The organism is Streptomyces sp. NPDC096205, assembly GCF_044763135.1.
Lineage (GTDB): Bacteria > Actinomycetota > Actinomycetes > Streptomycetales > Streptomycetaceae > Streptomyces.
Genome location: NZ_JBIWFS010000011.1, coordinates 65,155 through 90,762 on the forward strand (window position 1 = coordinate 65,155; position 25,608 = coordinate 90,762).

At 70.5% G+C, this 25,608-nt stretch carries 25 protein-coding genes and 2 pseudogenes; 19 read left to right on the forward strand and 8 right to left on the reverse strand.

Annotated elements, in window-relative coordinates; genetic code table 11:
- Positions 1 to 67 precede the first annotated feature (67 nt).
- Both ACIQ6Y_RS34285 and ACIQ6Y_RS34290 read left to right on the forward strand, forming a co-directional pair.
- Entirely contained in the window at positions 68 to 508 is a 441-nt protein-coding gene (locus tag ACIQ6Y_RS34285) for a MarR family winged helix-turn-helix transcriptional regulator (protein ID WP_404045263.1), read from the forward strand.
- A gap of 142 nt (positions 509 to 650) precedes the next feature.
- Positions 651 to 1,763 (forward strand): ABC transporter substrate-binding protein, encoded by a 1,113-nt coding sequence (locus ACIQ6Y_RS34290; RefSeq protein WP_404045953.1) that lies wholly within the window; start codon positions 651 to 653, stop codon positions 1,761 to 1,763.
- A 64-nt stretch (positions 1,764 to 1,827) separates the two neighbouring features.
- Here the strand turns inward: ACIQ6Y_RS34290 and ACIQ6Y_RS34295 are convergent, their stop codons facing one another.
- Positions 1,828 to 2,823 (reverse strand): helix-turn-helix domain-containing protein, encoded by a 996-nt coding sequence (locus ACIQ6Y_RS34295; protein WP_404045266.1) that lies wholly within the window; start codon positions 2,821 to 2,823, stop codon positions 1,828 to 1,830.
- Between the two features lie 160 nt (positions 2,824 to 2,983).
- On the opposite strand from ACIQ6Y_RS34295, the gene ACIQ6Y_RS34300 reads away from it, so the two are divergent.
- The 4 genes and pseudogenes from ACIQ6Y_RS34300 to ACIQ6Y_RS34315 form a co-directional block, all read left to right on the forward strand.
- The gene (locus ACIQ6Y_RS34300) at positions 2,984 to 3,292 is read left to right on the forward strand and encodes a hypothetical protein (protein WP_404045268.1); all 309 of its coding nucleotides are present in this window, start codon (positions 2,984 to 2,986) and stop codon (positions 3,290 to 3,292) included.
- Between the two features lie 283 nt (positions 3,293 to 3,575).
- Positions 3,576 to 3,791, forward strand: coding sequence for a hypothetical protein (locus ACIQ6Y_RS34305; RefSeq protein ID WP_404045271.1), 216 nt, complete (start codon positions 3,576 to 3,578; stop codon positions 3,789 to 3,791).
- A 28-nt stretch (positions 3,792 to 3,819) separates the two neighbouring features.
- On the forward strand, positions 3,820 to 4,194 hold the full coding sequence (locus ACIQ6Y_RS34310; protein WP_404045273.1) for a hypothetical protein: 375 nt from the start codon (positions 3,820 to 3,822) through the stop codon (positions 4,192 to 4,194).
- A gap of 62 nt (positions 4,195 to 4,256) precedes the next feature.
- Positions 4,257 to 4,472: pseudogene (locus tag ACIQ6Y_RS34315) on the forward strand (peptidase S1 and S6); the annotation flags it as partial.
- Positions 4,473 to 4,580: 108 nt separating this feature from the next.
- Here ACIQ6Y_RS34315 and ACIQ6Y_RS34320 read toward each other — a convergent pair.
- Positions 4,581 to 5,870 carry a hypothetical protein gene (locus ACIQ6Y_RS34320; RefSeq protein WP_404045275.1) on the reverse strand — a complete coding sequence of 430 codons (1,290 nt, stop codon included), beginning with the start codon at positions 5,868 to 5,870 and terminating at the stop codon, positions 4,581 to 4,583.
- Between the two features lie 296 nt (positions 5,871 to 6,166).
- On the reverse strand, positions 6,167 to 6,751 hold the full coding sequence (locus ACIQ6Y_RS34325; protein WP_404045277.1) for a helix-turn-helix domain-containing protein: 585 nt from the start codon (positions 6,749 to 6,751) through the stop codon (positions 6,167 to 6,169).
- Between the two features lie 117 nt (positions 6,752 to 6,868).
- On the opposite strand from ACIQ6Y_RS34325, the gene ACIQ6Y_RS34330 reads away from it, so the two are divergent.
- Complete coding sequence (locus tag ACIQ6Y_RS34330; protein ID WP_404045280.1) at positions 6,869 to 7,705, forward strand: EamA family transporter; 837 nt, start codon at positions 6,869 to 6,871, stop codon at positions 7,703 to 7,705.
- Positions 7,706 to 7,870: 165 nt separating this feature from the next.
- Positions 7,871 to 8,569 (forward strand): B3/4 domain-containing protein, encoded by a 699-nt coding sequence (locus tag ACIQ6Y_RS34335; protein WP_404045283.1) that lies wholly within the window; start codon positions 7,871 to 7,873, stop codon positions 8,567 to 8,569.
- Positions 8,570 to 8,588: 19 nt separating this feature from the next.
- Here the strand turns inward: ACIQ6Y_RS34335 and ACIQ6Y_RS34340 are convergent.
- Positions 8,589 to 9,074: pseudogene (locus tag ACIQ6Y_RS34340) on the reverse strand (STAS domain-containing protein); the annotation flags it as partial.
- A gap of 515 nt (positions 9,075 to 9,589) precedes the next feature.
- Between ACIQ6Y_RS34340 and ACIQ6Y_RS34345 the strand changes: the two are divergent.
- Positions 9,590 to 10,465, forward strand: coding sequence for a DUF72 domain-containing protein (locus ACIQ6Y_RS34345; protein ID WP_404045285.1), 876 nt, complete (start codon positions 9,590 to 9,592; stop codon positions 10,463 to 10,465).
- 95 nt (positions 10,466 to 10,560) lie between these two features.
- Here ACIQ6Y_RS34345 and ACIQ6Y_RS34350 read toward each other — a convergent pair whose 3' ends face one another.
- Entirely contained in the window at positions 10,561 to 12,636 is a 2,076-nt protein-coding gene (locus tag ACIQ6Y_RS34350) for a cellulase family glycosylhydrolase (protein WP_404045287.1), read from the reverse strand.
- A gap of 450 nt (positions 12,637 to 13,086) precedes the next feature.
- On the opposite strand from ACIQ6Y_RS34350, the gene ACIQ6Y_RS34355 reads away from it, so the two are divergent.
- The gene (locus ACIQ6Y_RS34355; protein WP_404045290.1) at positions 13,087 to 14,583 is read left to right on the forward strand and encodes a VWA domain-containing protein; all 1,497 of its coding nucleotides are present in this window, start codon (positions 13,087 to 13,089) and stop codon (positions 14,581 to 14,583) included.
- Positions 14,584 to 14,697: 114 nt separating this feature from the next.
- Here the strand turns inward: ACIQ6Y_RS34355 and pntB are convergent, their stop codons facing one another.
- Positions 14,698 to 16,164, reverse strand: coding sequence for a Re/Si-specific NAD(P)(+) transhydrogenase subunit beta (gene pntB / locus ACIQ6Y_RS34360; protein WP_404045292.1), 1,467 nt, complete (start codon positions 16,162 to 16,164; stop codon positions 14,698 to 14,700).
- A 6-nt stretch (positions 16,165 to 16,170) separates the two neighbouring features.
- Positions 16,171 to 17,727 (reverse strand): Re/Si-specific NAD(P)(+) transhydrogenase subunit alpha, encoded by a 1,557-nt coding sequence (locus ACIQ6Y_RS34365; RefSeq protein ID WP_404045295.1) that lies wholly within the window; start codon positions 17,725 to 17,727, stop codon positions 16,171 to 16,173.
- A 261-nt stretch (positions 17,728 to 17,988) separates the two neighbouring features.
- On the opposite strand from ACIQ6Y_RS34365, the gene ACIQ6Y_RS34370 reads away from it, so the two are divergent.
- Positions 17,989 to 18,372 carry a VOC family protein gene (locus ACIQ6Y_RS34370; protein WP_404045955.1) on the forward strand — a complete coding sequence of 128 codons (384 nt, stop codon included), beginning with the start codon at positions 17,989 to 17,991 and terminating at the stop codon, positions 18,370 to 18,372.
- Between the two features lie 21 nt (positions 18,373 to 18,393).
- Here the strand turns inward: ACIQ6Y_RS34370 and ACIQ6Y_RS34375 are convergent, their stop codons facing one another.
- Positions 18,394 to 18,663 (reverse strand): DUF1905 domain-containing protein, encoded by a 270-nt coding sequence (locus tag ACIQ6Y_RS34375; RefSeq protein WP_404045958.1) that lies wholly within the window; start codon positions 18,661 to 18,663, stop codon positions 18,394 to 18,396.
- A gap of 137 nt (positions 18,664 to 18,800) precedes the next feature.
- Here ACIQ6Y_RS34375 and ACIQ6Y_RS34380 point away from each other — a divergent pair, with 137 nt between their 5' ends.
- The 8 genes from ACIQ6Y_RS34380 to ACIQ6Y_RS34415 all read left to right on the forward strand — a co-directional run bounded on the left by ACIQ6Y_RS34380 (position 18,801) and on the right by ACIQ6Y_RS34415 (position 25,477).
- A complete protein-coding gene (locus tag ACIQ6Y_RS34380) occupies positions 18,801 to 19,349 on the forward strand; it encodes a putative immunity protein (protein WP_404045298.1) in 549 nt (182 codons plus the stop codon).
- A gap of 348 nt (positions 19,350 to 19,697) precedes the next feature.
- Positions 19,698 to 20,261: a dihydrofolate reductase family protein gene (locus tag ACIQ6Y_RS34385; RefSeq protein ID WP_404045301.1), complete on the forward strand. Its 564-nt coding sequence runs from the start codon at positions 19,698 to 19,700 to the stop codon at positions 20,259 to 20,261.
- Positions 20,262 to 20,384: 123 nt separating this feature from the next.
- Positions 20,385 to 21,080: a nucleotidyltransferase family protein gene (locus tag ACIQ6Y_RS34390; protein WP_404045303.1), complete on the forward strand. Its 696-nt coding sequence runs from the start codon at positions 20,385 to 20,387 to the stop codon at positions 21,078 to 21,080.
- Complete coding sequence (locus ACIQ6Y_RS34395; RefSeq protein ID WP_404045306.1) at positions 21,077 to 21,322, forward strand: hypothetical protein; 246 nt, start codon at positions 21,077 to 21,079, stop codon at positions 21,320 to 21,322. The genes ACIQ6Y_RS34390 and ACIQ6Y_RS34395 overlap by 4 nt, the downstream gene beginning before the upstream one ends.
- On the forward strand, positions 21,319 to 22,044 hold the full coding sequence (locus ACIQ6Y_RS34400; protein WP_404045309.1) for a metallophosphoesterase: 726 nt from the start codon (positions 21,319 to 21,321) through the stop codon (positions 22,042 to 22,044). Before ACIQ6Y_RS34395 ends, ACIQ6Y_RS34400 begins: the two co-directional genes overlap by 4 nt.
- A 74-nt stretch (positions 22,045 to 22,118) precedes the next feature.
- Positions 22,119 to 23,261 (forward strand): PP2C family protein-serine/threonine phosphatase, encoded by a 1,143-nt coding sequence (locus ACIQ6Y_RS34405; protein ID WP_404045312.1) that lies wholly within the window; start codon positions 22,119 to 22,121, stop codon positions 23,259 to 23,261.
- A gap of 61 nt (positions 23,262 to 23,322) precedes the next feature.
- Positions 23,323 to 24,384, forward strand: a complete 1,062-nt coding sequence (locus ACIQ6Y_RS34410) for a nitrous oxide reductase family maturation protein NosD (RefSeq protein ID WP_404045313.1) — start codon at positions 23,323 to 23,325, stop codon at positions 24,382 to 24,384.
- A 37-nt stretch (positions 24,385 to 24,421) separates the two neighbouring features.
- Complete coding sequence (locus tag ACIQ6Y_RS34415; RefSeq protein WP_404045316.1) at positions 24,422 to 25,477, forward strand: methyltransferase; 1,056 nt, start codon at positions 24,422 to 24,424, stop codon at positions 25,475 to 25,477.
- Positions 25,478 to 25,608 lie beyond the last annotated feature (131 nt).

A 25,608-nucleotide genomic window follows, 5' to 3' on the forward strand; every position in this document is an offset into this window, starting at 1 on the left:
TAGCCTGACATGAGAAGGTGTGAGTGAGCAAGCGCTGGATGCGAGCCCGGCCCACCGTGAGGATCAGATGCAGTCCACCACTCGCCGCAACCTTCCCCAGTTGCTCGGAGAGGCCCGGCGCTGGTTCGAAGAGGGGCTGCTGTCGGCCCTGGAAGCAGCCGGAGCGACGCCGGTGTCCCCGACGCAGGCGCAGCTCTTCGCCGTACTGGACGACGAGGGGACCACGGTCGCCGAGCTGGCCCGGCGCATGGGCGTCACCCGGCAGACCGCACACCAGGCCGTACACGGCCTGGTCGCCGGCGGACTGCTCGAACAGATCCCCGACCCCGCCTCGGCCCGTCAGCGTCTGATCCGACGCACCCCGGAGGGGGAACGCGCACATCGCCAGGCCGGCGCCATCCTGGAACGGCTGGAAGAGCAACTCGCCGAGCGCATCGGCCGGGAAACCGTCGACGCTCTGCGGGCGACGCTGGAGACCTCATGGGGCCGGCCGCCCTCTCCGCACTGAGACCCGCGAGCCACTTGGTTTTTCCAAGCGGCGTGGCTACGCTGCCGTTCCATGATCACAGCGGCAGGCGAGGCCGACCGTCGTGGCGCTGGTGCAACTGACAGGCACCACCACTGATTCGTCATCCGGGAGATGCCAGGACATGCATACGCCACCATCGTCGTCCGGCGCGGAGCGGACCGGCGGAGCACCCGTTCGGATCGGTGCTCTCGTTCCGCTGACTCGGCCGGGCTGGGCCGAGGCGGGTCGGCAGGTGCTCGCGGGGCTCGAGCTGGCGGTCGGTGAGGTCAATGACGGCGGCGGGATCGCCGGAAGGCCGCTGGAGCTGGTGGTCCGGGACACCGCGGCTGATCCGCAGAAGGCTGCGGCGGCCGTGGACGAACTGGCTCGACTGGGCGTGGCCGCCCTGGCCGGCGAGTATCACAGCGTCGTCGCTCGCGCCGCTGCCACCAGGGCCGACGCCCTCGGGCTGCCGTTCCTGTGCTCGTCGGCGGTGCTCGACGCGCTCACCGAACAGCCGACGCAATGGGTCGCGCGCATCTCGCCGCCGCAGTCGCGCGGCTGGCGGGTCTTCGCGGACTTCCTGTTCGCCGCGGGCCACAGACGTATCGCCGTAGCGGCCCAGCAGAGTGTGTACTGGGCTTCCGGAGCCCGCATCCTGCGGGACTGCCTCGCTCCGCGCGGCGGCACGGTCGTCGAACTCGACGCGGGCGCGCTGTCTCCGTCGGCTCTGTGCGACGCGCTGGTCGACAGTCGCGCGACCGCCCTGCTCCTTCTGGTCGGCCATCCGGAGCCGGCCGTGCCGATCGTCCAGGCCGTGCGCCGTGACCCGCGCCTCGCCGAGGTCGTGATCGGTGCTCCGGCCGGGCAACCGGAGTTCGCCCAATGGGCGGCGCTGCTGGGCGACGACGGGGCCTCGATCCCGTTCCTGCGGTACCTGCCCGAGCGTCTCAGCCCTCTCGGTACGCGGGTCGAGACCGCGCTCCGCGAGAAGCTGGGTGCGGCGCCTTCCTTCGTGGCCTTCGAGGGGTACGACACGATCGCCGTCCTCGCCGAAGTGCTGCGCTCCCACGGGACGGACCGCGCGCGCACCGCCGCGTCCTGGCCGCGCGTCGCGGTCGAAGGCACCCGCGGGCGGATGGAGTTCACCCGCACGCCGGGCATCAGCGTCTGGCAGTGGGCTGCGACGCCGATCCAAGTCGTCGATCGAGATCCGGCACAGTTTGATCGCTTCCGCGTCCTGCACACCGGCTGAGCGGACCGCAACGCGTCAACGCCCCCGGCAGCGGGGCGCATCCCGGTGTTTCGCCGTCCTGCGGCTACGGCCGGACCGGCAGCCAGCCGCGCTGGACGGCACGTACGCCGGCCTCGAAGCGGCTGCGGGCGTCGAGGCGGTCCATCAGTTCGGAGGCGATCCGGCGGGCCGTACGGTGGGACACGCCGAGCCGCTTGGCGATCGCCTCGTCGGTGTGGCCCTCGGCCAGCAGGCGCAGCGCGGCGGCCTGCTGGCCGGTCAGCCCGTTCGCGTCGGTCGGGACGGCCTGCCCGAGGGGCTGGGCGGAGTCCCAGGTGGTCTCGAAGAGCGCGCACAGCGCGGTGAGGGTGCCCTGCCCGGTCAGAAGGACCGCGCCCGCGGCGGTGTCGTCGCTGCTGACCGAGATCATGGCGACACGCCGGTCCATGATGATCATCCGCGTCGGCAGCGACGCCACCGTACGGACCTGACCGCCAAGCCCTGCCAGCCAGTTGGCGTGTTCGACGGTGGGCCGGTTGCCGCGCACGCTGTCGAGGTAGATCGTGCGCATGCGCACCCCGCGGCCGAGCAGGTCCTCGTTGAGCGGCCGTGACGCGGCCATGTTCTCCGCGGTCTGCGGCCCGCCGGGCGCGAAGGTCAGGAACTCCTCTTTCACCTCGCGCGTGAGGACGGCCAGCCGGTCACGGATCTGGTCGAGCCCGACCAGTTGCTCGACTCCGGGATGGCTGCTGGCCGGACGCAGTTCGGCGTACTCGGAGATGAGCTGGGCCGCTGCCGCCCGCGAGGCCTCCAGGCGCTGCTGCTGGGCCGCGAGCTGGGCCTGCTGCCGGGCCATCAGGATCTCCATGCCGATGTCGGGCGAGACCGCCCGCAGCCTGCCCGCGTCCCCGGCGGCGGGACGCACCAGGGCCAGCTCGCTCAGGGTGTCGAGGGCTCGGCGCAGCTCCTCCTCCGGCAGGCCCACGGCGTCGGCAAGAGCCACGACACCGGCGGCCGGATGTCTGAGCATGGCGCGGTACACCGTCTCGACGACTGGGTCGAGTCCGAGCGTGGTCAGCATGTGGGTCCCCCAGTTCCTGCACACACTACATCCCCTGTCTCAACGGGATCTTCGCAGAGGAGGCAGGTCGGTCACAGGGGCAGGACGGAATCGGCCGTGGACTCAAACGGCCATCTCCCGCAGCCACTTGACACGCCGATCCGCTGAGACGCTGGAGCGCATGTACCTTGTCCACGCCCACCTGGAACTTCCCCCCGGTGAGGAACTGCCCTCGGACGTCGGCACATCGGTGCGGTCGGCGATCGTCCCCGACGACCGCGTCGAGCACCTCGCCGTGCACCCCCGCTCCCCCTCCAGACTCACGCTCGGGTTCTATCTCCTGGCCGACGGGATCGAGGAAGCGGAGGACCGGGCCGTACGTGTCTGCGAGCGACTTCTGGGTGAGGTACGGGAGTTGGCCGGGGCGCGGCTGACCGGCTCCGGGGTGCCGCTGGTGCCGCTGGCCTTCGAGCCGCAGACGGCGGACTGAACGCGGCCCGTCTGCCACGCAGCAGACGACCGACTGAACACGGACCGTCCGGACGCAGCGGACGGCGGTCTGAACACGGCCCGTCCGGACGCACCGGACGACGGACTGAACACGGCACCCGTCTGGACGCATCGGTCCAAGGCCCTTTCCGTCCATCCGTGAACTCTTCTCTCCGGCCTGCGCCGCGGCGAGTCTATGGATCACCGGCCAGGACGGCGCGTCACCGCGGGACGCGACACCGGCCGGTCGCCGCACCTCGTCCCCGGATGGAACGGAAACAGCCATGCCTCGCATCCCCGTCGCCAAGGCCGCCGCGGTCGCCTCTCTCCTCGTCGCCACGGTGATCGCCGCCCCGGCCGTCACCGCAGCGTCCGCGGCGGACACGGTCACAGCGTCCGGCGCCACCGCCACCGCCACCGCCCCCGCCGACGCGGGCTGGCAGGTCACTCCCGAGGACGCCGGCTGGCAGGTCACCCCGGCGGACGCCGGCTGGCAGTGAGACGTCGACTTCGGGCGCCCTCTACCGCGTGGACATCAAGACCAACAACACCAGCCTCGCCCTGCTGAACGCGCCGGTGCGGATCGCGGACAGCGGCTGGACCCACGACAAGCTCACCCACGACGGTCACGGCCACCTGTACCGCACCACCTCCGCCGGGCTGCTGCTGCGCCACAACGTCACCGAGGACAAGCCGGCCGGCTCCCAGCACATCGGTGTGCGCACCGAGATCGACACCGGGTTCGTGCTGAAGACCCTCACCGCCACCGGCGACGACCGGCTCGGCGCCACCACCGAGGACGGACGGCTGCTCGACTACACGATCGCAGGCGCCGGCTCCTGGAAGAGCAACGCCCTCAAGTCGTCCGGCTGGTCCGGCTTCAACCAGCCGGGCGGCAGATGATGAACGACAAGGACGCGGCCTGGGCCAACTCCACCCAGTGGGGCTGTCTGGAGACGCTCTGGGACCACGAGAGCGGCTGGCGCTGGGACGCGACGAAGCCCTCCTCCGGTGCCTACGGCATCCCGCAGGCGCTGCCGGCGAGCAAGATGGACGTGGCGGGTGACGACTGGAAGGACAACCCCCTCACCCAGATCAAGTGGGGCCTGAGCTACATCGACGGCCGCTACGGTTCCCCCTGCGGCGCGTGGAACTTCTGGCAGGCCAACAACTGGTACTGATCGCCCACGTCAGCGAAAGCACGTGACCGAAAAGGGCGAGGCCCCCTCATCCGAGGGGACCTCGCCCTTGTGCCGTTCCGCCCTTGGCTCTCCTGCCCTGTAGGGGCGTCAGGCGATCTTGTCGTAGCGCAGGGCGATGTACGACGTGGCCGCGTGGCTGTCGATGGTGCCGCTGTAGACGTTCGCGGAGTTGTAGTTCATGTCCGAGGACGGACTGCCCTCGGAGTAGTAGTAGAAGGTGCCGGCATCCTGGTCCTTCCAGCCGGCGAAGAGGACCACGTGCCCCTCGCTGCTGGAGTTCAGAGCGTCACCGGGCCTGAGGTCGGCCTTGGAGATCTGGGTGCCCGCGCTGGGGAGAGTCTGCGTCGTCAGCGAGGAGGTGAGGTGCCAGGCCATGGAGACGAAGCCGGAGCAGTCGGTGCGGTAGGTGTCGTCGCCCTCGATGTCGGTGGCGTAGGCGCTCTGGCTGTACTGGATGTTGCGGTTGTACCAGTCCCTGGCCCGGGTCATGACCTCGCTGCGGTAGATGGTGCCGCCCTGCACGGAGTGCGGCGGGGCCGACGGTACGTAGGCGCAGTTGTTGCCGTAGGCCGACAGCAGGGTCTGGGTCCAGCCGGAGGCGTCGACCGGGTCGTTGGGGTGGTACGCGATGTCGCTGCCGTCGCCGTCGGTCGGGTCCGCGTCGTGGTACCAGTACATGCCGCCGTTGGTACGGCCGTAGTAGAGGCCGCCGCCCGGCGAAGAGAGGGAGTCCACCGCGGACCAGCCGCTCGACTTCAGGACGGAGCGGTCCCAGTCGCCCACCCCGTTGATCTTGTAGCTGAGCAGCCGTCCGTCCGAGGTGGAGGCGACGATGCGGTCGTCGCCCGCGGCGGCCAGCGTCTTGAGGACGAAGCCGGTGTCGATCACGACGTGCTGGCCTATGTGGGCCGAACCCGAGGGCTTGTCCTGCGACACCAGGTACTGATGGAGCTGCCCCTCGACCGTGCCGTAGAGGTGCCCGGCGCCGTCGTAGACCATCTTGTCGAAGGTCCAGCCGCCGTCCCAGATCTTGACGATCGCGGCCAGTCCGAGGGAGGTGTTATTGGTCTGGATGTCGACGCGGTAGAGATCGCCGGTGGTCGAAGTCACCAGCACCGTATTGAAGTTGAGGGTCGCCATCGCCTTCGGTGTGAAGCCGAGGTTCGGGCCGATGAGCGTCTTCACGCGGTTGCCGGTGTTCGGCTCGATCTGCGTGTACGTCAGCCGGCCGTCCGACAGGGTGCCGTAGATCGACACGTCGCCGGTGCACGAGGCTGCGGCCTGCGCGGCCCCGCCGGCGACGGTGACGAGCCCGAGGGACATGACCCCGACGGCGAGGGCGGCGGAGGCGCGGCGGACGGCGTTGCTCAGCTTCATGCGGGTCTCCTGCGGCATGGAATTCGAGCGGGCGCACGCAGATCCCCGGCCCGGACAGCTGCCCTGCAGGTGCAGCTGTGAAGGCCGTCCGCGGGAGCGGCGCCCGGTGGCGAAAACCACTTTCGCTGCAGGTCACGGCTGCCGGAAGGTACATCGCTTGGACGCAAGTGTCCCTGGCCTCTTGCGTCCTGACGGGGCGTCGGTGGGGGCAGCTCCAGGCCGACCCCGGCCGGCTGACCACCGCCGCCCCGGTTCGACGGCCCCTGCTGCTACGACGCTCCGGCCCCGCCGAGCGATCAGGCCGTGACGCCCGGACCCGGCGGGATGTGAACGGTCATGATCAGATGGCAGGTCTCGGTGCCCGAGCCGCGGTAGGTGTGGGGGGCGTCGCCGTCGAAGGCGGCGGTCTGTCCGGCCCGAACAGGGTGCTCGGTGCCGTCGACGACGAGCACCATCTCACCGGCGGTGACGCTGACGGTCTCCACGACGCCGGCCTGGTGCGGGTGACTGAGGTACTCCTCGCCCGGTTCCAGTTTCCAGCGCCAGACCTCGACCGGGGCCGGCCCCGACGTGGTCAGCATCAGCCGCGCCTCACTGCCCTTCTCCCCGGCCCACAAGGGCATGACGGCCTCGGCGGACACCACCCGGACCCGACCTTCGGCCGGCCCTTCCATCAGCGCGGACACCGAGATGCCGAGGGTGTCGGCGAGGCGGACCAGGGTGGCGAAGTTCGGGTTGCCCTGGGCCTTCTCCAACCCCACCAGAGCGCCCTTGCTGACCTTGGCGCGCCGGCCGAGTTCGTCCAGGGAGAGCCCGGCGCGGGTACGGGCCGCCCTGACGTTGTGCGCGAGCGTCCGCAGCGCCGCCTCGGTCTCGGCCATCGCTTCGCCCCTCCCAGCAGGTGGTCACTGCACTGCACCGCGCGGTCGTTCGGTTGACTAGCTCCGGTCAGTGCGTTGTACGGTGTGGTCGTTCCATTGATAGTAAGGGATGTACGTGTGATCGCTCTGCTGCTGGCCCTGGGCAGTTCCCTGGCCTATGGCTGCGCCGACTTCCTCGGCGGTCTCGGCGCCCGCAAGGCCCATGTCCTGCGCACCGTGATGGTCGCCGCCCCGGCCTCGCTCGCCGTCGAGCTGCTGCTGTGGCCCTTCCTCGGCGCCTCCTTCGACTCCGCCACCCTCGGCTGGGGCGCGGCGTCCGGTGTCGCGTCGGCCGCCGCGTTCGCCCTGCTCTACCGCACCCTGGCGATCGGCCCGATGAACGTCCTCTCCCCCGTCACCGCGCTGGTCTCGGCGATGCTGCCGGTGGGCGTCGGGCTGGTGCAGGGCGAGCGCCTGGGTCTTGCCGGGCTGGCCGGTCTGCCCCTGGCGCTGGCCGCGGTGGTGCTGGTCAGCGCCGGGCACGGAGCGGAGTCGGCCAGGCCCTCGCGCACCGCGCTGCTGCTGGCCTTCGGTGCCGGGGCCGCCATCGCCCTGCAACTGGTCTTCCTGCACCAGGCCCCCGCCGCCAGCGGCGTCGGTCCGCTGATCATCGGCCGCGCCGTCTCCTCCGCGGTGACCCTGGCCGCGGCCGGCCTGATGTACCGCAGGCTGGGAGCCGAGAAGCCCGCGTACGCCGTGTCGGCGACGGCCGGCGTACTGGACTCGGTGGCCAACCTGCTGTTCCTGCTCGCCGCCCGCAGCGGCGACCTGGCCGTCGTCGCGGTGATCACCGCGCTCTACCCGGCCGGCACCGTCCTGCTGGCCCGCAGCGTGCTCGCCGAGCGCCTCCACCGCGGCCAGCTGATCGGCCTGGGCACCGCCGCCGTCGCCGTCAGCCTCCTCGCCCTCACCTGACCTCCCCCTCGAAGGACCCCATGCTGTCCGGCATCCGCGGCCTGCGCCTGGACGTCACCGACGTATGGAAGTCACCGACGTACGGGACCGTCGTAGCCGTCCGCCGTACCGATCTGCTCTACCGATCCGTCGTACCCGTCCGCCGCCCGGAACGGAGCCCCGTTGATGACCACCTTCCGCATCAGCCCCGCTGTCGCCGACGCCTTCCCCGACACCCTCATCGCCGTCGTCACCGCCACGGACCTGCGCGGCCACGAGCCCTGGCCCGCGACCGCCGCCGCCCTGGAGGAACTGGAGCGGCAGCTCGCCGACGGCACCTGGCAGCCTGCCGACGAGACCGACCCGCGCATCGAGGCGTGGCACACCGCCTACCGCTCCTTCGGCACCAACCCCCGCCGCATCCGCCCGAGCGTCGACGCCCTCGGCCGCCGCCTGGCGAAGAAGGGCGTCCTGCCGCGGATCAACCCGGCCGTCGACTCGTACAACTTCGTCTCTGTCCGCCACGGTCTGCCCGCCGGCGCCTTCGACCTCGACCACGTCACCGGCGACGTGGAGATCCACTACGCGGACGGCAGCGAGACCTTCACCCCGCTCGGCGAACCCGACAGCGTCGAGAACCCCAAGCCGGGCGAGGTCGTCTACAGCGACACCACCGACGTACTGACCCGGCACTGGAACCACCGTGACGCCCACCGCACGCGCGTCACCGACGACTCCACCCACGTCGCGTTCGTCCTCGAGACCCTCCACGCCACCCGCGACGGGCACCTCCTCAAGTCCGCGGCGGACGAACTGCAGGACCTGCTGAGCCCGCACGCCGGACAGGTCACGGTGCACTGCCTCAGCTCTGGCGCCGACGCCTAGCGGCCACTCGTACGAGTGGTCAGTGGCCGGCCGCGAGTTCGCCGCTGAGCGTTTCGTGGAGGTCGGCGCTGGGGGTGTTGAGGCCGGTGATCTCGACGGTCTTGCCGCGTTGGGCGTACTTGGTCTCGATGGCGTCGAGGGCGGCGACGGAGGAGGCGTCCCAGATGTGGGCGGCCGACAGGTCGATGACGACCTTGGCGGGGTCGCCCGCGTAGTCGAACCGGCCGACTAGGTCGTTGGAGGAGGCGAAGAACAGTTCGCCGGAGACCCGGTAGACGACCGAGCCGCCCTCCGGGTCGAGGACGGCGGTGACCTCGGCGAGGTGGGCGACGCTCTTGGCGAAGATGACCATGGCGGTGACGGAGCCGACGACGACACCGATGGCGAGGTTGTGGGTGGCGACCACGCAGGCGACGGTCACGAGCATCACGACGATCTCTCCTGCGGGCATCCGCCGAAGCGTCTTCGGGGCGATGGAGTGCCAGTCGAAGGTCGCGAACGACACCGAGAGCGACTACCAGGCCCGCCAGGACCTCGGTGCGCCAGACCTTCGGATCGGACAGCCAGTCGGGCTTCAGACCGCGAAGGCGCGCGGCCGGGGACACAGCGGTGGCAGCGGAAGACAAGGGAGACGAACCTGTCGTGCTCGGGCACGCCCCTGCGGCAGGCCGGGACGTGCGGAAAACGATGCGAAGGGCCGGGCCGGCACCCCGCGGGACGGCTCCGTGAGCGCGGAACCGGAAGAACGGGAAGCGGACGGAACAGGTCGGCGCGAGTGCGCCGGGCTCACGTCCGGGGGCGAAGCATCACGGCGGACAGGCGGCGGCGCCGGGCGTCATGGGCTCGCGCACGCTTCTCCCTGCAAGGATCGAAAAGTTCACCGGGAGCGCCGTCGGCCCCGACACGGCAACAGCGGGCGGCCGTGGCCACCCGCCACGCAGCTCTACCTGGCCTCGTCGTCCCGAGAAGCTGCGCGTCCAGCGTCCGCATCCCGTGCACGCGGCCGGGTAACCGAAGCCGATGGGCGACATCCTCGTGGGAACGTGTTCATGGACCGACCCGACGCTGGTCCGCAGCGGGTGGTACCCCACCGGCAGGCGGGACGCCGAAGGGCGGTTACGGCATTACGGCGAGCGCTTCCCGGTCGTCGAGGTCGACTCCTCCTACTACGCCCTGCCCAGCGAGCGGAACAGCCGGCTGTGGGCCGAGCGCACGCCGGACGGGTTCGTCTTCGACGTGAAGGCGTTCTCGCTGCTCACCGGGCATCCGACGCGGAGTGCGGTGATGCCGCCCGGGCTGCCCGCCGACGCCCGGGACCCGCGGGTGCTGGACGAGGTCTGGGCGCGGTTCACCGCAGCGCTCGCGCCTCTGCGGCAGGCAGGGCGGCTGGGGAGTGTGCTGCTCCAGTACCCGCCGTGGTTCCGGCCGGGGCCGCGCGCCGAGGCGGTTCTGGCGGAAACCGCCCTGCGCTGCCAAGGCTGGCCCCTGGCCGTGGAGTTCAGGCACTCCTCGTGGTGGCAAAGGGGGCGGAGCGAGGCCACGTGCGCGCTGCTCGCGCGGTACGGGATGGCCGCCGTCGCCGTCGACATGCCCCAGGGGCTCGCCGCCTCCGTACCGCCGGTCGCCCCCGTCACCACGCCCCGGTTGTCCGTCGTACGGTTCCACGGTCGCAGTCCCGCCTGGCAGGGCGGGAACAAGGAGGAGCGCTACCGGCACGCCTACGGCGACCATGAACTCACCGAGTGGGTCCCGCGGTTGCGTGGACTCGCCGAGCGAGTCGAGCAGGTGCACGTGCTGTTCAACAACTGCTGCGGCGACGCCGCGGTGCGGGCCGCCGAGCAGATGACGCGGCTGCTCGGGATCTCGCCTGCCCGAGAAGCCGGCCCCCTGCGATGACCTGGACGCAGTTCGCGCCCGCACCCCGACCGGGAGCCGACGCTCGTGGGACCACGCGATCGTCGGCGTCCCTCGGCCGGGGTGCGGTGCGTGGCTCAGGCCGGCGGCGCGCCCCAGGCCAGGGCGGTGCCGGTGTACGCGGTGACAGCGGGGGCGTCGGCGTACGCGGTGGCCGTCGTGCGGCTGTAGTCGTTCGTCTCGTCGAAGTTGGACCAGTCCGCCTTGCTCATTCTCAGCTGGATGTCACCGCTGTCCCTGCCCGCGGCGAGTGAGCCGCCCGCGAAGGTGACCTCCAGGTAGGCGTCCGCGCCCTGGACGGGCGTGGTCAGCGGGACGACGCGCAGCTTCACCTGTGCGCACGTCACGGCGGCGTAGTCGCACCAGGCGCTCACGGAGGAGGCGCCGTCGCGCGTGAAGTAGTAGCGCAGCGAGACGGTGCCGAGGTCGACGGCGGAGCTGCCGGTGTTGAGCAGCTGGAGCGACGGCCGGATCGAGTTGTCCGTCGCCGAGGCGTCGTTGTTCTTGTACCGCACCTTCACCGCCCCGGTCGGGGTGTCGGCCGAGGTGGTGGTCACGGTCAGCGCGGCGGAGGGCGCTGAGACGTTGCCCGCCGCGTCGCGCGCCCGCACGGTGTAGCCGTACGACGTGGCGGGCGAGAGTCCGGTGTCCTGGTACGTCGTGCCGGTCACGGGCGCGGCGTTCACCTTGGTCGTGCCCCGGTAGACGTCGTACCCGGTGACGCGGACGTTGTCGGTCGACGGAGTCCACGACAAGGACGCGCTGTTCGACGTCGTGGCCGTGCTGGTCAGGCCGGTGGGGGCCGTCGGTGCCTGGGTGTCCGTCGGATCCGTGGAACCACCGCCCTGGACGTCGCTCACGCTGATGCCCGTCGTGCTCGACGCGCCGCCCAGCGGGACCTGGTGGTCGAGGCTGACGAACTTGCCCTGGTACTGCCACAGGGCCGGCTTGAGCAGGGCGTACTTCGCCTCGTCCCAGCTCTTCCAGTCGTTCAGCAACAGCCCGCCGGTGTCACCGGAATTCGGGTTGAGGCACCAGAAGGTCTGGTGGATCCGGCGTTCGACGATGAGGTCGCGCAGGGCGGTCATCCACTTCTGGTTCGGACCGTCGTCGAGGAAGCCGCCCCATTCGCCGATGAGCAGCGGCGCCTTGTTCTCCTTGTGCAGGTAGAGCCAGTTGGGGTCCCAGACGTCGCGTTCGAGGGTGGTGCGGTTCCAGTCACCGCTGAACCAGGGCTGCTGGAACACCAGCGGTCCGTAGTCGTGCGGTGAGTACACCAACTGGTCGTTCTGCGCCCCGAGATCGACAGGGTGGTCGCGGACACCGCGCAGGTTGCCGCCCCACCAGGTCGAGTAGTAGTCGGTCGGCGTGGTGGACGTCCAGCTCACACCCGCCTTGGGGTAGACCTCGATGCCCTCGCACAGCACCAGCAGGTTCGGGTTGACGGCGAGGATGCGCTTACCGGCCGTCTCACAGGCGTACTTGAAGTTGTCCTGGTCCGTGGAGCCGTCCCACTTGGCGCGCGGGCTCGTGCTCGCGGTGCCGTGCGGCTCGTTCTTGATGTCCATCGCGATGACCGTGTCGTCGTTGCGGTACCGCGCGGTCACCCACTCCCAGGCCGAGTAGAAGTTCTCGACCGTGACGGAGCCCTTCCACCACACCGGGTGCACATGGCCGGCGTTGTCGGCCTCGGCGCTGTGCACGTCGAGCATGACCTTGATGCCGTACTGCTTGCAGAGGGCGAGCCAGGTGTCGAAGACCTCCAGTGACGTCTTGCCCGCGAGCTCGGGGTTGGCGTACGCGTTGACGCCGCTCGGGACCGTGGCCTGGCCGTTCTTCCACTCCAGGAGAAGTTGGGTGGAGATGGGCACGCGGACCAGGTTGATGCCCCGGTCGGCCATCGACTTGGTGATCTCGGTGATGTTCGCCGACCACAGGCCGTGGAAGACGCGCTCGGTGGCGTTGAAGCCGAACCAGTTGGCTCCCGTCAGCCAGACCTCGTGGCCGTTCGCGTCGACGATCTTGTTGCCCTGGGTGTGCAACCAGTCGTCGCCGGGGGCGGCAGCGGCGGCGGCCGCCGCGGTAGTGACTTCCCCGGTGCGTCCGTCCGACGGCCGCTCGGCGGCCCCGGCCGCGGAACCGGTCGTCGTCAACGCCCCCGCGGCCAGTACCGCGGCAAGCAGCGTGCTGAGTCGCCGGAGCGGACCGCGTAGCCCGCTCCGTGCTGATGGCTGTCCCACTGTGTGCCCTTCTGCTGATGTGGCCGGAACGAGAAGACGTACAGAGATGGGAGCGCTCCCATTGCGCGTTGTCATGAAGCCAGGCGCCTCTTGAGCTGTCAACCGTCTCGACAAAAACGCGAAGCGGAACGGGACTTGGCCGGGGCCGGGGGCGTTGCGCCGACTGGGACGCGAGGCTGTCGCGCCGCCTGCTCGCCCGCTATGCAAAGCAAGCTCCCGCGGCGTCAGCCTGCCCACCAGCAGCCGGCGCGCGAGCGCCCGCACGGCGGCTTCGGGCGACACCCGCACATTACGGCCTACGTAGTCCTTTCAGACACAGCATTAGGGGATGTCCGCCCACCGCCGACTCGGCAGACTGGCCCCATGACAGCGCGATCCATGAGCAAGGGTGCCAATCTGCCGGTCACCCCGTCCGTCGTCCGCGTGGAACTCAGCTGGGCCGAGGGCGGGGGCGGGCCGGACGTCGACGCGTCGGCCCTGTTGCTGACCGAGGCCGGACGGGTACGGGACGACGGCGACTTCGTGTTCTACAACCAGCCCCGGCACGCCTCCGGTGCCGTGACGCACACCGGTAAGCGGGCTGCCGGCGGTGTCATGACCGACGCGATCGAGGTGAACCTGGGCGCGCTGGAGAGCGGCATCGCGCGCGTGGTGCTGTGCGCGTCGGCCGACGGGGGCACGTTCGGCCAGGTGACCGGTCTGACTCTGAGGCTCGTCGACGCGTCGGGTCAGGACGAGGTGGCCCGCTTCGAGATGACGGCCGGCACGGAGACGGCCTTCATCGGCGGCGAGCTCTACCGGCGCGAGGGGGGCTGGAAGTTCCGCGCCGTCGGCCAGGGTTACGCCTCCGGGCTCGCGGGACTGGCCACCGACTACGGCATCACCGTGGACGAGGAACCGGCCGACGCGGTCACCCCGCCACCGGCGGCGGTTCAGCCTCCGTCTCCCCCGTCACCGGCGGTGGTTCAGCCTCCGTCTCCCCCGTCACCGGCAGCGGTTCAGCCTCCGCCTCCCCCGTCGACGCCCTCGGCCGACCGGCCCCGGCCGGTCCCGCCGTCGTCACCGCCGCCCCCGGCTCCGGCGTCCGGCCCCCGCCTCACCAAGGGCGAGGAGCGGCTGCCCGTGGACATGCGCAAGCGGCTGTCCCTGCGCAAGGAGCAGGTCGCGGTCAGTCTCAGCAAGCACGGCGCGAGCGGGGTCACCGCACGGGTGATCCTCGTGCTGGACGCCTCCGGCTCGATGTCGTTCCTGTACTCCGGCGGGGTGGTGGCGGACGTCGTGGAGCGCATGGCGGCGGTCGCGGCGCAGCTCGACGACGACGGCGAGATGCAGGCGTGGACCTTCGCCAGCAACCCGGCCCGTCTGCCGGACCTCCGGCTGGGCGAACTCCCCGAGTGGCTGCGGCTGCATGTGCGGGTGGGAGAGATCAGCCTGTTCCGACGCGGGAAGAAGCCCCGCAGGGGACTGGAGGCGGGGCAGGTCGACATGCGGTCGGTCGGCATCCAGAACGAGGAGCAGAAGGTGATCGCCGAGGTCAGAGCGTATGTGCGGCAGAACCCCGCGCCGGTGCCCACCCTCGTGCTGTTCTTCTCCGACGGCGGCGTCTACCGCAACGCGGCGATCGAGAAGGAACTGCGCGAGGCGGTCGAGGAGCCGGTCTTCTGGCAGTTCGTCGGCCTGGGCCGCTCGAACTACGGCGTCCTGGAACGGTTCGACACCCTGCCCGGCCGACGCGTCGACAACGTGGGCTTCTTCGCCGTCGACGACATCAGCACCGTCCCGGACCAGGAGCTCTACGACCGTCTGCTGTCGGAGTTCCCGTCCTGGATCACCGCCGCGGGCCGAGCCGGAATCCTCTGAACCGATCTGCGATCGATACGCCGAGACACGCTGGAGCATGTGGCCGCCGTCCACCGGGTCATGCGTAGATGCCGGGTGGACGGCGGCTGCCGTCAGAGCCCCCGTCGAGCCCTCTCAGTGGCTGACTTGCGTCGCCTGGCGTGCGGTCGGGGCCGCGTCGCGTCGGCCGTCGGTGCCGAGTGCCTGAAGGATGTCCTCCACGCTCTGCTTGGCGTCCCCGAAGAGCATGCTGGTGTTCTCGCGGAAGAAGAGCGGGTTCTGCACGCCCGCGTAGCCGGAGGCCATGGAGCGCTTGAAGACGATGACCTGCTCGGCCTCCCAGACCCGCAGCACCGGCATGCCGGCGATGGGGCTGGCCGGGTCGTCGGTCGCGGCCGGGTTGACGGTGTCGTTCGCGCCGATGACCAGCACGACCGAGGTGTCGGCGAGGTCGTCGTTGATCTCGTCCATCTCCAGGACGATGTCGTACGGCACCTTCGCCTCGGCCAGCAGCACGTTCATGTGCCCGGGCAGGCGGCCGGCGACGGGGTGGACGCCGAAGCGGACCTCGACGCCCTGCTCGCGCAGCCGCCGCGTGAGTTCCGCGACGGGGTGCTGGGCCTGGGCGACGGCCATGCCGTAGCCGGGGGTGATGACCACCGAACGGGCCTGAGCCAGCAGCTCGGCCGCTTCCGAGGCCCGCACCTCGCGGTGCTCGCCCTGCTCCTCCGCAGCGCCCGACGGCGCCTCGATGCCGAACCCACCCGCGATGACGGAGAGGAACGACCGGTTCATGGCCTTGCACATGATGTACGACAGGTAGGCGCCGGAGGAGCCCACGAGCGCGCCGGTGACGATGAGCAGGTTGTTGTCGAGCAGGAAGCCCGCCGCGGCGGCCGCCCAGCCCGAGTAGCTGTTCAGCATGGAGACGACGACCGGCATGTCGCCACCGCCGATCGAGGCGACCAGGTGCCAGCCGAGCGCCAGCGCCAGCACGGTCACCGCGATCATCAGGGGCAGGTTCGGGCTGATCGTGAACCAGACGGTCAGCCCGACGAACGCCGCGAGCGCGCCGACGTTGAGCGCGTTCTTGCCCGGCAGCGTCAGCGGGCGGGACTTGATGCGCGCCGAGAGCTTCAGGAACGCGACGATCGAGCCGGTGAACGTCACCGCGCCGATGAAGATCCCGATGAACACCTCGGCGTGGTGGATGCCCAGCAGGTCGGCGCCGACCTCGGTCTGCGCCGTGCCGTGGGCCTCGACCTCCAGGTAGCTGTTCCAGCCCACCAGCACCGCGGCGAGGCCGACGAAGCTGTGCAGCACCGCGATCAGCTCGGGCATCTGCGTCATCTCGACGCGGCGCGCCCGCCACAGCCCCATCGCCGCGCCGAGCGCCGTCGCCAGCACGATCAGCGCGACCGCTCCGGCGGTGATGCTCTGCGCCGCCACGACCACGGTGGCGACCAGGGCGAGGACCATGCCGGCGATGCCGTAGACGACGCCGGCGCGGGAGGTGCGGTGCTGGGACAGGCCCGCCAGGCTGAGGATGAACAACAGGGCGGCGACCAGGTCGGCGGCGTGGGAAGCCGTCAGGGACGTCATCTCGGCTCAGCCTTTCGAGAACATGGACAGCATGCGGCGGGTGACGGCGAAACCTCCGAAGATGTTGACGCTCGTCAGCAGGATCGCCACGAAGGACAGCGTGGTGACGATCCAGTTCACGTGCCCGATCTGCAGCAGGGCGCCGATCACGACGATTCCGGAGATCGCGTTGGTCACCGACATCAGCGGAGTGTGCAGCGCGTGGTGCACCTTGCCGATGACGTAGTAGCCGATCACCACCGCCAGCGCGAACACGGTGAAGTTGCCCGCGAGTTGGGCGGGAGCGAAGGCCACCAGCAGGAACATGGCGAGCATTCCGAGCCCGATCAGGCCGAAGCGCCGCGCGGGCGTCAGCTTCGGCTGCTGCGGCTCGGGGGCTTCCGGCGCGGCCGCGGGCTGCGCGGCGGGCGCGGCCGAGACGGCGACAGGCGGGGGCGGCCAGGTGACGTCACCGTCGCGTACGACGGTCACCGCACGCTGTACGACGTCGTCGAAGTCGATCGTCAGCTGCCCGTCCTTGTCGGGAGTGAGCAGCTTCAGCAGGTTCACCAGGTTGGTGCCGAACAGTTGCGAGGCCTGGGCCGGGAGCCGGGAGGCCAGGTCGGTGTAGCCGATGATCGTGACGCCGTTGTCGGTCACGACCGTCCGTCCCGCCACGGTGCCCTCGACGTTGCCGCCCATCGCGGCGGCCATGTCGACGATGACGCTGCCCGGCTTCATGACGGCCACGTCCTCGGCCGTCAGCAGGCGCGGCGCCGGCCGGCCCGGGATCAGCGCCGTGGTGATCACGATGTCCACGTCCTCGGCCTGCGCGTGGTAGAGCTCGGCGGCGGCCCGGTCGTAGTCGGCGGAGGTCGCCTTGGCGTAGCCGTCGGTGCTCGCCTCCTGGACGACGTTCACCGGCAGGTACTCGCCGCCCAGCGACTTCACCTGGTCCGCGACCTCGGGCCGCGGGTCGGTGGCGCGGACGATCGCCCCCAGGCTGGAAGCGGCGCCGATCGCCGCGAGACCGGCCACGCCCGCGCCGGCCACGAGCACCTTCGCGGGCGGCACCTTGCCCGCCGCGGTGACCTGACCGGTGAAGAACCGTCCGAAGATGTGCGCGGCCTCGATGACCGCGCGGTAGCCGGCGATGTTCGCCATCGAGGACAGTACGTCCATCGACTGGGCCCGCGAGATGCGCGGCACCGCGTCCAGCGCCAGGGCGGTCACCTCGGCGTCGGCGAGCGCCTGGAGCAGTTCGGGCTTCTGCGCCGGGGCCAGCAGGGCGACCAGGGTCGCGCCCTTGCGCAGCCGGCGGATCTCCGCGTCGGAGGGGGCGTTCACCTTCAGGACGACATCCGCGTCCCAGGCTTCGCCGATCCCCGCGCCGACAGCGGCGTACGCCTGGTCGCCGAAACCGGAGGCCTCACCGGCCTCGGACTCGACGACGACCTCGTAGCCGAGGCCCAGCAGCAGTCGTACCGTCGCGGGGGTCGCCGCGACGCGCGTCTCCCCGGAGACGGACTCGGCCACTACGCCGATGCGCCGGGGAGGGTGGTGTGAGGGTTCTTCAGCAGACATGTCCTGTTATCTCTCGTCAGAAGAGGGTGCGGAAGGGGAATCTGCGCCTGAGGAAGGTACGACGTCCTACCCCGTGATCGCTGGAACCTACCCGTCAGAGGGGTACGGGCCAACGTGAACGGACGGTGACGTGCTTCACCTTGCGCTACGGGACGAAGTCGGCGGAGGGTGCGGGAGCGCACGGGGCTCCCGGAGCTGGTCGCCTTGAGGAATGAGCGCAACCCGGTGGCGTTCGGGCAGGAGATCAGTAAGGCTCGCAGCATGGTCTCGGTATTGCAGAACGTGGCGATCGACTGTGTGGACGCCTATGGGCTGGCCCGGTTCTGGAGCGAAGTGACGGGCCGTCCGCTGCATCCGGAGGACGGCCCGGGCACCCGGGAGACTCAGGTCATGCTGGCTGAGGGCCCGGTGCTGTACTTCAACCAGGTGCCCGAACCCAAGACGATCAAGAACCGGGTCCATCTGTGTCTGCGCCCGGAGACCTCGCGCGATCAGGAGGTGGACCGGCTGCTGGGGCTGGGTGCCGGCTTCGTCGCCGATCACCGGAATCCGGACGGTTCGGGCTGGGTCGTCCTTGCCGACCCCGAAGGCAACGAGTTCTGCGTGCTGCGCAGTGAGTCCGACCGAGCGGCCACCGATACCTGACCGAATGTGCCCGGTGCGGCATCAGGCATCCAGCCGCTCCTCCAGACGGACGGTGACGGAGTCCCCTTTCTCCTTGCCGATCGCCCTGCGCACGTCCGCCTTCACGGGCAGCTTGTGCGTACCGTCCCCCAGAGCCATGAACGAACTCTGGAACGGATGACCGTCGATCGTGCCCCGCACCTTCACCAGCCCGCGGGTGCCGAAGAATTCGACCGACTCGGGCCATACCAGGTAGGTCCAGCCGCCGTTGTTCGGGCTCTTCTGCAAGGTCGCCGTGAACTGCTTGTCCATCATGGATACCGCCTGTTCAGGAGTTCTCGACAAGGCCGGAATCCCAGGCCTCCGCCTACTTCCGTTCCCCCGGTAGGACGGAGGCCGACCGGAAAACTCATCGCTTACTCCAGCGCAGTTGTCAGAAGATGGAAACCATGACAGCGGACGCCGGTGAGATCGTTCTGAGCAAGCAGGATCTTCGTGAGGTCGCCGCGTTCGCCGCGGCCTGTGCGCAGGCGGTGCTCGGGATATTCGAGGCCGATCAGCCGGACGACCCGCGGCCTCGGGACGCTGTCGGGGCCGCGTGGGAGTTCGCTCGGGGCGGTGAACGCGGGAAGTCGCTGCGCGACACGGCGTCGGCGGCCCTCAAGGCGGCCAAAGCTGCCGACACTGCGGCTGCCCGAGAGGCGGCGTGGGCGGCGATGTCCGCGGCAGGCGCCGCCTATCTGCATCCGCTGGCCAAGGCCACCCAGGTCAGGCACATCCTCGGAGCCGGTGCTCACGCGGCCAGAGCGGCCGAACTCGTGGCCGGCGACGATCGAAGCGTGGGTGCCGAGAGCCTTGCGCAGACGGTGCACCGTGCGACACCGGTCGTCGTTGAAGTGCTCAAACGCTTCCCGGCGGCACCGGACGGCGGCGGTCGGGTCGGTGAGCTGATCCGCAGGCTGGACGCCGATCTCCGTTCACTCGCCATCGCCGAGTGACATTGTTCCTGCCACTGCACGGCGAACAAGGTCCAGATGGCGAGCAGGACCACTACGACGATGGACCATATGCTCAGAGTCGGGTGCTGCCATCTGGCGTCCCCGCCCCGAGGGCCGATCGGGCCGCCTGGCGGTGGTCCGTTTCCGGTGGTCCGTTTCCGGCCTGCGAACGCTCCCAGGGACGTCTGTCCTCCGGGTCCCCCGTGCTGTCGGCTTTCATCGCGTCGGCCCTCTCCTTCGCTTGGCGTATGCCCATGGCGTCATCCATCCTGCGGAATCAGGGTGCGTATTTCGACGGCCATGACAAGACAGATGTCGTGGAGTCAGTGGCACCGAGGAGGACTTCTGATGCGCAGCGTGACCTATTCGATGAACGTCTCACTCGACGGCTACATCGTCGGGCCGGACGGTGGCTTCGACTGGACGGCGCCGGACGCGGAGGTGTTCCGCTTCTGGATCGACGAGATCCGGGAGGTCGGCGTCCATCTGCTGGGCCGTCGGCTGTACGAGACGATGCTGTTCTGGGAGACCGCCGACGAGAATCCCTCGCTCGACGAGGCGGAACGCGAGTGGGCCGCGCTGTGGAATCCGCTGCCGAAGGTGGTGTTCTCGACCACCCTGTCGGCGGTGCAGGGACATGCCCGCCTGGCCTCCGGGGGCCTGGCGGAGGAGATCGAGCGGTTGCGGGCCGAGCCCGGGGAGGGTGACATCGCGATCGGCGGCGCGACGCTCGCTGCCGAGGCGGCCGAGTCGGATCTGATCGACGAGTACCGGGCCGTCGTCTACCCGGTGCTGGTCGGCGGCGGCATTCCGTTCTTCCCGCGACGCGAGCGCCGGGTGGATCTCGAACTCGTCGAGACCCGCACCTTCGGCTCAGGAGTGGTCTACCTCCGCCACCGCGTCACCCGCTAGGCCGTCTTCTCAGCTCCCGTGACGCCGCCTGTGTCGAAGAGTGCGGCCCGGGTACTTGGATCACGTCATCCATCCGTATCCGGCATCTGCGCGGCAGGTCCCGCCCTGCCGAGGAGAGTGATCATGACGCAGCGTGCGGACGATCCGGCATCCGCCCGGCGGGCGGGTGCCGCCGAGCTTCGGCTGGCGACGGCGACGGACGAGCCCGGGGAGGTCGAGGTGGCGGAGGCGCCCGTGAGCGGGGAGCTGCCGCGTGACCGGACGCAGGCGATTCTCGAGGCGACGAAGCAGGTGGGGACCCTGCTGAAACAGCAGGGGCACCGGTTCGCGCTGGCCGGGAGTGTCGCGGCGTACGCCCATGGGGCGGGGGCCGGGTTCCAGCACGACACGGACTTCTGTGTGCGCGCCGAGGACGCGAAGGCGGTGGCGGACACGCTGCGGGAAAGCGGGCTGAAGGTACGGACGCCCCCGGAGGACTGGCTGTTGAAGACCGAGTGCTTCGGGCAGCCCGTGGACATCATTCTCCGGCTGGCGCACCGGCCGGTCACCACGGAGATGCTCGACCGGGCCGTGGAGCTGCCGGTGGATTCCGTACGGATGCCGGTGCTGTCCGCGACGGATCTGGTGGCGAGCCTGCTGTCCGCGTTCTCGGAGCACTACTGCGACTTCGGGGCGGTCCTTCCCGTCGCCCGGGCGCTGCGGGAGAAGGTCGACTGGGAGCAGGTGCGGCGCGAGTGCGGCGAGGAGCCGATGCCGGCCGCGTTCCTCTTCCTTCTCCAACGTCTGAGCGTGATCCCGCCGTGGGAGGAACGTCCATGAACAACCTCGACTACCGCGTCGCTCATCTGCGCGAACGCCTCGCGGGTGGGCCGCTGGCCGAGCTCGGGGTGCGTGTCACGGTGCACGGGGACTCGGTGGTGGTGACCGGGACCGTGCCGTCGGCGCATGCCTGCGACGAGGTCGAGCGGATCGTGGGCGAGGCGCTGACGGGGCTGACCGTGCGCTGCGACCTGATGGTCGCCGGAACATCGACTCCCGACGAGGCCGAGGAGCTGCCGTGATCCGTGTCGCAGCCGTCGGAGACATCCACATGGGGCCCGACAGCCAGGGTGTGCTGCGGCCCGCCTTCGAGACCTTGCCCGACTGCGCCGACGTGCTGCTGCTGGCGGGTGACCTGACCCGGCACGGCACGCCCGAGGAGGCCCGGGTGGTGGCGCGGGAGATCAAGGACCTGGGGGTGCCGGTGGTGGCTGTCCTGGGCAACCACGATCACCACGACGAACAGCCGGAGGAGGTCACGGCGATCCTCGAGGAGGGCGGCGCGCGGGTCCTGGAGGGGACCGCGACCGTGGTCGAGTGCGAGCGCGGCCGCATCGGCGTGGCCGGCACCAAGGGCTTCTGCGGTGGCTTCGCCGGCCGTAACGCGGGGGAGTTCGGCGAGCCTTTGATGAAGGAGTTCGTCCGCTACACGCGTCGCAGCGCCGACGGTCTGCGGACGGCCCTGGAGGAGCTCGGTGAGCGGGAGTGCGACGCGCGGGTCGCGCTGACCCACTTCTCCCCCGTGCCCGACACCCTGGCCGGTGAGCCGCTGGAGATCTACCCGTTCCTCGGCAGCTATCTCCTGGCCGAGGCGATCGACACGGCAGGCGCCGATCTGGCGGTGCACGGCCACGCCCACGCCGGCACGGAGCACGGCATGACCAGCAGCGGAGTGCGGGTGCGCAACGTGGCCCAGCCGGTGATCGGGCGGGCCTTCCACGTGTACCACGTGCACGCCCGCTGAGGGTGCGAGCGGTCCGGCGGGGCGGGTGGCCGTCGCGTGAGGCAGCGGGGCACCGGGGGGTGTATCCAGGACGTATGGTTCCGGGACGCCTCCACGATCTGCTTGTGTCGCGGGAGCCACGTCATGCGCTGCTCGCGGTACCGATCTTCCTGATCGTGCTGGTGACCGTGATCGACGTCCTGGCTCCGCCCGATGTCCATCTCGGACCGTTCCTGGTCGCCGCGCCCGCCGTCACGGCCTCGTTCGCCGGGCCTCGCGCGACCGGGTGCGTCGGTGCGCTCGCCGTCCTGGCCCAGTCCGTGGTGGCGGCCGTACGCACCAATCTGGCTGATCTGAACCACACCTTCCAGCTGATCACTCTCATCCTGATGTCGGCGTTCGTGACCTCGTTCGCCGCCCGCCGTGAACGGCATGAGCGGGAGGTGACCCGGTTGCGCACGGTGGCGACGGCGGCGCAGGAGGTGGTGCTCAGGCCGCTCCCCGCGCGGATCGGCCCGTTGCGTATCGCCTCGGCCTACCTGGCCGCCGAGTCCGAGGCGCAGATCGGCGGGGACCTGTACGCCGCCGCCCGGACGGAGCAGGGCACCCGGCTCGTCATCGGCGACGTCAGGGGCAAGGGCCTGGAGGCGGTCGGGGACGCCGCGCTCCTGCTCGGCGCGTTCCGGGGTGCGGCGCACCGACAGGCCGACCTGCCCTCGCTGGTCGCCTTCCTGGAAGGGACGGTCTCCTCGGACCTGGACGATCCCGCGGCCTCCTCGGTCACGGCCGATGACCGCGGCGAGGGGTTCATCACCGCCGCCGTACTGGACGTGCCGGACGACGAGCCGATCCTTCGGCTGATCAACTGCGGCCACCCTCCGCCCCTGCTGCTGCGTCACGGCCGGGTCGTCCCGCTGGAGACGCCTCACCCGGCACCGCCTCTGGGGCTCGGTGCATTCGCGGGGAACGAGTTCTCCGTGGCGGCGTTCGCCTTCGAGCAGGGGGACATCGCCCTCCTCTACACGGACGGGGTCATCGAGGCCCGCGACCGGGACGGCGCCTTCTACCCTCTCGCCCAGCGGGTGGCCGGTATGGCCGACAAGGGTCCCGGCACCCTCCTGGCCCGCCTGCGCCAGGATCTGCTCCGTCACGCCGGCGGTCATCTGGGCGACGACGCCGCCATGGTGGCGATCGAGCGCCTGCCCCGGCCGCACCGGGCGTCACCCGGAAGTCCATGACGCGCCGCCGGATGGCCTATACGACCCGCCGCGCCCTCTTCATCCCCATACTGTCGCAAATATGAGGAAACTCCCTATCGCCTATATGGCGTGTACAGCAGCACTCGTCGCGTCGGGACTCGGTGCCGCCGCACCGGCCGCGCAGCACAGGGTGCACATCGTTCTGCCGGGCCAGTCGATCCAGCAGGCGGTGGACGCCGCCGCACCCGGGGACACCGTCCAGCTGACGGCCGGGACCTACCACGAGAGCGTCAAGGTGACCACCTCCGGGCTGACGCTGCGCGGCCTGGGACGGTCCACCGTGATCAGGCCCGCCACCGAGAAGGCGACCGCCAACAGCTGCGCCGCGGCCGGCAACGGCATCTGTGTGATGGGCGCGAAGGACCGCAACGTCGAGGACGTCACCGTCGCCTCCCTCACCGTCACCGGCTTCACCGGCACGGGCGTGTTCGCCCTGGCGACCGACCGGCTGACCGTGCGGAAGGTGACCGCGGCCGACAACGGCGTGTGGGGCATCGCCCAGGAGCGCTCGGTCCACGGTGAGTTCCGCGACAACACCGTACGGAACAACGGCGACGCGGGGCTGTTCCTCGCCAACACCATCAAGTCCGAGGAGGGCGCCGCGGACACGCAGGGCGCGCTGGTCGCCCACAACCGCATGGAGGGCAACCGGATCGGTGTCACCGTCCGGCGGCTGCGCAACCTCACCGTCGCGGGCAACGACATCACCGGCAACTGCGCGGGCGTGTTCGTCGTCGGGGACGAGAACACGCCGAGGGCCGGGGCGCTGACCGTGCGCGGCAACCGTGTCGTGGCCAACAACAAGTCGTGCCCGAAGACCGCCCGGCTGGAGGCCCTGCAGGGCTCGGGCATCGTCGTGACCGGCGCCGAGGACACCCTGGTGACGCGGAACGTGGTCCGGGACAACGCCGGGACGTCGTCCATGTCGGGCGGCATCGTCCTGTTCAAGAGCTTCGTGGGCTCCGCCAACGAACGGAACCGGGTCAGCGACAACGTGCTGAGCGGCAACTCCCCGGCGGACCTCGTCAACACGGACACCGCGAAGAGCAACACCTTCGAAGGCAACCGGTGTGCGGCGTCGAAGCCCGCGGGCCTGTGCTGACCACCGCCCGGACCCGGAAGAGGAAGGAGGGCGGCACATGACGAACGCCCAGACCGCTCAGCCCGCTCGGACCGCTGAGGCCGCCCCGCCGCCGCCCATGCGGCTGCGGGAGTTGGTGTTCGGCGCGGCCTGTGCCGCCGCCCTGCGCGCCTCCGCGAGGCTGGGCGTCGCCGACGCGCTCGGTGACGAACCCATGGCAGTGGACGACCTCGCCGCCGCGGTGAAGACCGAACCCCGGCCGCTGCTCAGGCTGTTGCGGGCGCTGTCCTGCTACGGCGTGTTCACCGAGCAGCCGGACGGGACGTTCGCCCACACCGAGATGTCCCGGCTGCTGCGCGAGGACGATCCGCACAGCCTGCGCGACATCGCCCTGTGGTGCACCGAACCGTGGACCTGGGACGCCTGGCCCCAGCTCGACGAGGCGGTACGCACCGGCCACAACGTCGTGGAGGGCCTGTACGGCAAGGAGTTCTTCACCTACCTCAACGAGGACGCCCCGGAGTCGGCCGCGGTCTTCAACCGGGCGATGACCACCTCCAGCGAGCAGTCGGCACGCGAAGTCGCGGCCCTGCTGGACCTGTCGGGCAGCACCTCGGTCGCGGACATCGGCGGCGGCCAGGGGCATGTGGTGGCGAGCCTGCTGGACAAGTACCCGACGATGCGCGGCGCCCTGCTCGACCTGCCCCGCGTGGTCGACAACGCCCTCCCCCGGCTGGTCGAGGGAGGCGACCTCGCCCACCGGGTCCGTATCGTCCCGGGCGACGTGCGTACGGCGGTCCCCGTCGAGGCCGACGTCTACGTCATCAAGAACATCCTGGAGTGGGACGACGACAGCACGGCCAGGACGCTGGCCAACGTCATCGGCGCGGGCGGCCCGGGAACGCGGGTCGTGGTGATCGAGAACCTCGTCGACGACAGCCCCTCGATGCGGTTCAGCACGGCGATGGACCTGCTGCTGCTCCTCAACGTCGGCGGGGCGAAGCACACCACGGCGAGCATGCTCAGCCGGCTGTCCGCCGCCGGGCTGGTCGTCGACGACGTCCGGCCGGTCAACCCCTACCTGCACGCCTTCGACTGCCACGTCCCCGGCTGAGCCGGTCCCAGCATGACCCCGGCCGCGGGGGCGGCGGGGGGGGGGGGCGGGGGGGGCGGGGGGGCGGGGCGGGCGGGGGGGGGGCGGGGGCGGGCCCCACTAGGAAAAAGCGGTGGCACGGGGCCTGACGG

Coding starts and splice junctions, on each gene's coding strand:
- ACIQ6Y_RS34285 (WP_404045263.1), top strand. CDS start 68: ATGCAGTCCACCACTCGCCGCAACCTTCCCCAGTTGCTCGGAGAGGCC.
- ACIQ6Y_RS34290 (WP_404045953.1), top strand. CDS start 651: ATGCATACGCCACCATCGTCGTCCGGCGCGGAGCGGACCGGCGGAGCA.
- ACIQ6Y_RS34295 (WP_404045266.1), bottom strand. CDS start 2,823: ATGCTGACCACGCTCGGACTCGACCCAGTCGTCGAGACGGTGTACCGC.
- ACIQ6Y_RS34300 (WP_404045268.1), top strand. CDS start 2,984: ATGTACCTTGTCCACGCCCACCTGGAACTTCCCCCCGGTGAGGAACTG.
- ACIQ6Y_RS34305 (WP_404045271.1), top strand. CDS start 3,576: ATGCCTCGCATCCCCGTCGCCAAGGCCGCCGCGGTCGCCTCTCTCCTC.
- ACIQ6Y_RS34320 (WP_404045275.1), bottom strand. CDS start 5,870: ATGAAGCTGAGCAACGCCGTCCGCCGCGCCTCCGCCGCCCTCGCCGTC.
- ACIQ6Y_RS34325 (WP_404045277.1), bottom strand. CDS start 6,751: ATGGCCGAGACCGAGGCGGCGCTGCGGACGCTCGCGCACAACGTCAGG.
- ACIQ6Y_RS34335 (WP_404045283.1), top strand. CDS start 7,871: ATGACCACCTTCCGCATCAGCCCCGCTGTCGCCGACGCCTTCCCCGAC.
- ACIQ6Y_RS34345 (WP_404045285.1), top strand. CDS start 9,590: ATGGGCGACATCCTCGTGGGAACGTGTTCATGGACCGACCCGACGCTG.
- ACIQ6Y_RS34355 (WP_404045290.1), top strand. CDS start 13,087: ATGACAGCGCGATCCATGAGCAAGGGTGCCAATCTGCCGGTCACCCCG.
- pntB (WP_404045292.1), bottom strand. CDS start 16,164: ATGACGTCCCTGACGGCTTCCCACGCCGCCGACCTGGTCGCCGCCCTG.
- ACIQ6Y_RS34365 (WP_404045295.1), bottom strand. CDS start 17,727: ATGTCTGCTGAAGAACCCTCACACCACCCTCCCCGGCGCATCGGCGTA.
- ACIQ6Y_RS34370 (WP_404045955.1), top strand. CDS start 17,989: ATGGTCTCGGTATTGCAGAACGTGGCGATCGACTGTGTGGACGCCTAT.
- ACIQ6Y_RS34375 (WP_404045958.1), bottom strand. CDS start 18,663: ATGGACAAGCAGTTCACGGCGACCTTGCAGAAGAGCCCGAACAACGGC.
- ACIQ6Y_RS34380 (WP_404045298.1), top strand. CDS start 18,801: ATGACAGCGGACGCCGGTGAGATCGTTCTGAGCAAGCAGGATCTTCGT.
- ACIQ6Y_RS34385 (WP_404045301.1), top strand. CDS start 19,698: ATGCGCAGCGTGACCTATTCGATGAACGTCTCACTCGACGGCTACATC.
- ACIQ6Y_RS34390 (WP_404045303.1), top strand. CDS start 20,385: ATGACGCAGCGTGCGGACGATCCGGCATCCGCCCGGCGGGCGGGTGCC.
- ACIQ6Y_RS34395 (WP_404045306.1), top strand. CDS start 21,077: ATGAACAACCTCGACTACCGCGTCGCTCATCTGCGCGAACGCCTCGCG.
- ACIQ6Y_RS34405 (WP_404045312.1), top strand. CDS start 22,119: ATGGTTCCGGGACGCCTCCACGATCTGCTTGTGTCGCGGGAGCCACGT.
- ACIQ6Y_RS34410 (WP_404045313.1), top strand. CDS start 23,323: ATGAGGAAACTCCCTATCGCCTATATGGCGTGTACAGCAGCACTCGTC.
- ACIQ6Y_RS34415 (WP_404045316.1), top strand. CDS start 24,422: ATGACGAACGCCCAGACCGCTCAGCCCGCTCGGACCGCTGAGGCCGCC.